Below are 4,088 nucleotides of genomic sequence, written 5' to 3'. Positions count from 1 at the left end.
AGAGACAGGATGGCGAGGGCCCGCAGCCGGGCGGTGGCCTGGTGGGCGGCGGGCTCGGCGTGGCCGATGCCCGCCGCCGGGTTGGTGAGAACGGCGACCCTGCGGACGGTTCTCGCCTCGTTCAAGGGATCAACTTGCCCGGGTTGAGGATGCCCGCCGGGTCGAGTTCGGCCTTGACGGCGCGCAGGATGCGCACGCCCAGGTCGCCGATCTCCTCGGTCATCCAGGGCCGGTGGTCGGCGCCGACGGCGTGGTGGTGGCTGATGGTGCCGCCGGCGCGGAGGATGGCGTCCCCGGCAGCGCGCTTGGCGGCGCCCCAGCGGGTGAGCGGGTCCTCGCCGAGGGCGGCGACGACGGTGAAGTAGAGCGAGGCGCCGGTCGGGTAGACGTGCGAGACGTGGCAGAGCACCAGGGAGCCGGGCAGGGCGCCGGTGAGCGCCTCGGTGACGGCGGCCCGCAGGGCCGGCAGCCGGCTCCAGGAGGCCGCGGTCTCCAGGGTCTCGCACAGCGCGCCCGCGGCGAGCAGCGAGTCGCGCAGGTAGGGGGCGCTGAACCGGCCGTGCTCCCAGGCCCGGGCGGGGCCCTCGCCGAGCGAGGTGCCGCCGGCGGCGAGCAGGGCGTCGCGGGTGAGCTGCTGCCGGGCGGCGACCTGGGCGGCGGCGCCCTCGAAGACGGTGACGGCCAGGCAGCCGCTGACCGCCGGGGCGCCGCCGATCTGCTCGGTCATGGCCAGGTTGATCATGGTCTCGGCCTCGTCGGAGAGCCGGATCACGGTCGGGCCGGTGCCCTGCTGCTCGACGGCGCGCAGCGCGGCCGTGCCGGTGGCGAAGTCGGGGAAGCTCCACGCCTCGTACGCCTTGACGGCGGGCAGCGGGTGGACGCGCAGCCGGACGGCGGTGATCACGCCGAGGGTGCCCTCGGAGCCGAGGAAGAGCTGGCGCAGGTCGGGGCCGGCGGCGGAGGCGGGGGCGCGGCCGAGGTCGAGCACCCCGGCGGGGGTGACGACGCGCAGCCCGCGCACCATCTCGTCGAAGCGCCCGTACCCGGCGGAGTCCTGGCCGGAGGAGCGGGTGGCCGCGAAGCCGCCGATGGTGGCGTAGCGGAAGCTCTGCGGGTAGTGGCCGAGTTCCCAGCCGCGCTCGGCGAGCAGCTCCTCCGCGGCCGGGCCGGTGAGGCCGGCGCCGAGGACGGCCTCGCCGGAGGTCTCGTCCAGGTCGAGCAGCCGGTCGAAGCGGCGCAGGTCGAGGGAGACGACGGCGGTGAGGCCGCCGCGCTCGGGGTCGAGGCCGCCGACCACACTGGTGCCGCCGCCGAACGGGACGACGGCGATGCGGCGTTCGGCGCACACCGCGAGGACGGCGGCGACCTCCTGCTCGCTGCCGGGCAGCACGACGGCGTCGGGGGCGTCCTGGGCCTCGCGGCTGCGGCGGCGCAGCAGGTCCGGGGTGGACTTGCCGCCGGCGCGCGGCAGCCGGTCGGCGTCGGCGGCGCTGACGTGTTCCTTGCCGACGGCGCCGGCCAGCGCGTCGAGGTCCTCGGCGGAGAGCCGGGACGGGTGCAGGAGGACCTCGTCGGCGCTCGGCCCGGGGGCGGCGTCGCCGGTGACGCCGAGGGCGGCGGCGAGCAGTCCCTTGATGTCGGCGGACAGCTCCTTGGCCAGGGCCGGGTCGCCCCAGGCGTCCCACTTCATCGGGGGGAGCGGAAGCGCGGCGCCGGCCGGTCCCGCTTGCGTCTCAGGTGCCATGCGTTACAGTTTCACACATCATGTCAAGTAGTAACGACGAGCCCGAGACGCCGGGCCAGACCCGCGGGGACACCGGCCAGGCCTCCGGGGCCCGCAGCACCGACGACGCGATCCTGGACGCCGCCGCCGACCTGATCGTCCACCTCGGCGTGCGCCGCACCCAGCTCGCCGAGATCGCCCGCCGCGCCGGGGTCAGCCGGCCGACCGTCTACCGCCGCTGGCCGGACGTCCGGGCGGTGATCGGCGCGCTGCTCACCCGGGAGATCCTGGCAACCCTGGAGGAGGCAGTGCCGACCGGCCGGGACCGGGAGGCCTTCGTCGAGCGGACCGTGGAGATCGCCGTCCGCCTGCGCGACCACCCGGTGATCGGCGCACTGCTGCGCTCCGACGACTCCGACCTGCTGCTCGAGTACGTCGTCGAGCGGCTCGGCGCCAGCCAGCGAGGCCTGCTGGAGGCGCTGCGCACCGGCATCGAGCAGGGCCAGGCGCACGGCTCGATCCGGGCCGGCGAGCCGCTCGAACTGGCCGCCATGGTCCTGCTGATCGCCCAGTCCACCGTCCAGTCGCACCGCATGGTCGCCTCCCTGCTGCCCGAAGCGGCCTGGCGGCGCGAACTGGCCAGAGCACTGAACGGATACCTCGCGCCATGACCCCCACCGCAGGCCCGCACACCGGTCCGCACTCCGGCGCGCACACAGGTCCGCACGCGGGCCCGCACTCCGGCACGCACGCGGGCCCGTACACCGGTCCGTACGCCGGCACCTCCCGCCTCAACGCCGTCCGAAGGGCGGCGGAGCTGGAGGTGCTCGGCGACGACGCCCGGATCGACCTCCTGGTCATCGGCGGCGGCGTCACCGGCGCCGGAGTGGCCCTGGACGCGGCCTCGCGCGGCCTGCGCACGGTGCTGGTCGAGGCCCGCGACCTCGCCTTCGGGACGAGCCGCTGGAGTTCCAAGCTGGTGCACGGCGGCCTGCGCTACCTCGCCTCCGGGCGGATCAAGGTGGCCCGGGAGAGCGCGGTGGAGCGCGGCGTGCTGATGACCCGCACCGCCCCGCACCTGATCCGCGCGCTGCCCCAACTGGTGCCGCTGCTCCCGGACCTGCTGCGCCCCGGCCAGGCCGCGCTGATCCGTACCGGCTTCCACGCCGGGGACGCGCTGCGCCTGACGGCCGGCACCCCGGGCGCGCTGCTGCCCCGGGTGCGCCGGATCGACGCCGACCGGACCCGCCGGCTGGTGCCGGGCGTGCGGACGGACGGGCTGCGCGGCGCGCTGGTCGCCCACGACGGCCAACTCGTGGACGACGCCCGGCTGGTGGTCGCCCTGGCCCGGACCGCCGCGCAGTACGGGGCGAGCGTGCTGACCAGGGTGCGCGCCGAGCGGGTCACCGGCACCTCGGCCCGGCTGGTCGACACCCTGACCGGGCGGGAACTCGCCGTCCGGGCCGGCGCGGTGGTCAACGCCACCGGCGTCTGGGCGGGCGAGGTGGACACCTCGATCCGGCTCCGGCCCAGCCGGGGCACCCACCTGCTGGTGGACGCGAAGGCCCTCGGCAACCCGACCGCCGCCCTCACCGTGCCGGTGCCCGGCTCCACCAGCCGCTTCGTCTTCGCCCTCCCGCAGCAGCTCGGCCGGGTCGCGATCGGCCTGACCGACGAGGACGCCCCGGGCCCGATCCCGGACGAGCCGCAGCCCACCGAGGCCGAGCGCTCCTTCCTCCTCGACACCGTCAACGCCGCCCTCTCCACCGCCCTGACCAGGGCGGACGTGCTCGGCGCCTATGCCGGGCTGCGCCCGCTGATCGACACCGGGGACGGCAGCACCGCCGACATCTCCCGCGAGCACGCGGTGCTGGAGAGCCCGTCCGGGGTGATCACCGTGGTCGGCGGCAAGCTCACCACCTACCGCCGGATGGCCGAGGACGCGGTGGACACCGCCGTCCGGCTGCGCGGCCTGCCCGCCCGCGCCTGCTGGACGGCCCGGCTGCCGCTGGTCGGCGCCCCCGGCCACCGGGACAGCCGCCCGCTGCCCGCCGGGGTCCCGGAGGGCGGAGCCGCCGGCCGGGTGCCCGCCTCGCTGCTCGCCCGCCACGGCGGTGCCGCCCACGAGGTGCTGGCGGCCGGGGAGTTGGCGGCCGGGGAGTTGGCGCCGATCGCGGAGGGCCTGGACGTGACCCGCGCCGAGATCGCCTACGCGGTCAGCCACGAGGGCGCGCTGGACGTGGCCGACGTGCTCGACCGCCGCACCAGGATCGGGCTGGTCGCGGAGGACGCCGAGCGCGCCCGGAAGGCGGTCGAGGAGATCGTCGCGGACGCGCGGTAGCGCGGTAGCGCGTGGGGCCGGTAC

At 76.6% G+C, this 4,088-nt stretch carries 3 protein-coding genes; 2 read left to right on the top strand and 1 reads right to left on the bottom strand.

The features are described 5' to 3' along the window. Nucleotides 1-121: 121 nt before the first annotated feature. Nucleotides 122-1,690, bottom strand: coding sequence for an FAD-binding oxidoreductase (locus ACFU6K_RS32980; protein ID WP_380669324.1), 1,569 nt, complete (start codon nucleotides 1,688-1,690; stop codon nucleotides 122-124). A gap of 74 nt (nucleotides 1,691-1,764) precedes the next feature. On the opposite strand from ACFU6K_RS32980, the gene ACFU6K_RS32975 reads away from it, so the two are divergent. Then, entirely contained in the window at nucleotides 1,765-2,394 is a 630-nt protein-coding gene (locus tag ACFU6K_RS32975) for a TetR/AcrR family transcriptional regulator (protein ID WP_380669322.1), read from the top strand. Next, nucleotides 2,391-4,064, top strand: a complete 1,674-nt coding sequence (locus ACFU6K_RS32970) for a glycerol-3-phosphate dehydrogenase/oxidase (RefSeq protein WP_380669320.1) — start codon at nucleotides 2,391-2,393, stop codon at nucleotides 4,062-4,064. Before ACFU6K_RS32975 ends, ACFU6K_RS32970 begins: the two co-directional genes overlap by 4 nt. Nucleotides 4,065-4,088: the final 24 nt, after the last annotated feature.

The sequence above is a fragment of the Kitasatospora sp. NPDC057512 genome, from assembly GCF_042802135.1.
Taxonomy (GTDB): Bacteria; Actinomycetota; Actinomycetes; order Streptomycetales; family Streptomycetaceae; genus Kitasatospora.
The sequence above is the reverse complement of the archived record's forward strand: the minus strand, read 5'-3'. Positions and strand labels throughout refer to the sequence as shown.

Excerpts from the sequence above, each read along its gene's own strand:
- ACFU6K_RS32980 (WP_380669324.1), bottom strand. The coding sequence starts at position 1,690 with ATGAAGTGGGACGCCTGGGGCGACCCGGCCCTGGCCAAGGAGCTGTCC.
- ACFU6K_RS32975 (WP_380669322.1), top strand. The coding sequence starts at position 1,765 with ATGTCAAGTAGTAACGACGAGCCCGAGACGCCGGGCCAGACCCGCGGG.
- ACFU6K_RS32970 (WP_380669320.1), top strand. The coding sequence starts at position 2,391 with ATGACCCCCACCGCAGGCCCGCACACCGGTCCGCACTCCGGCGCGCAC.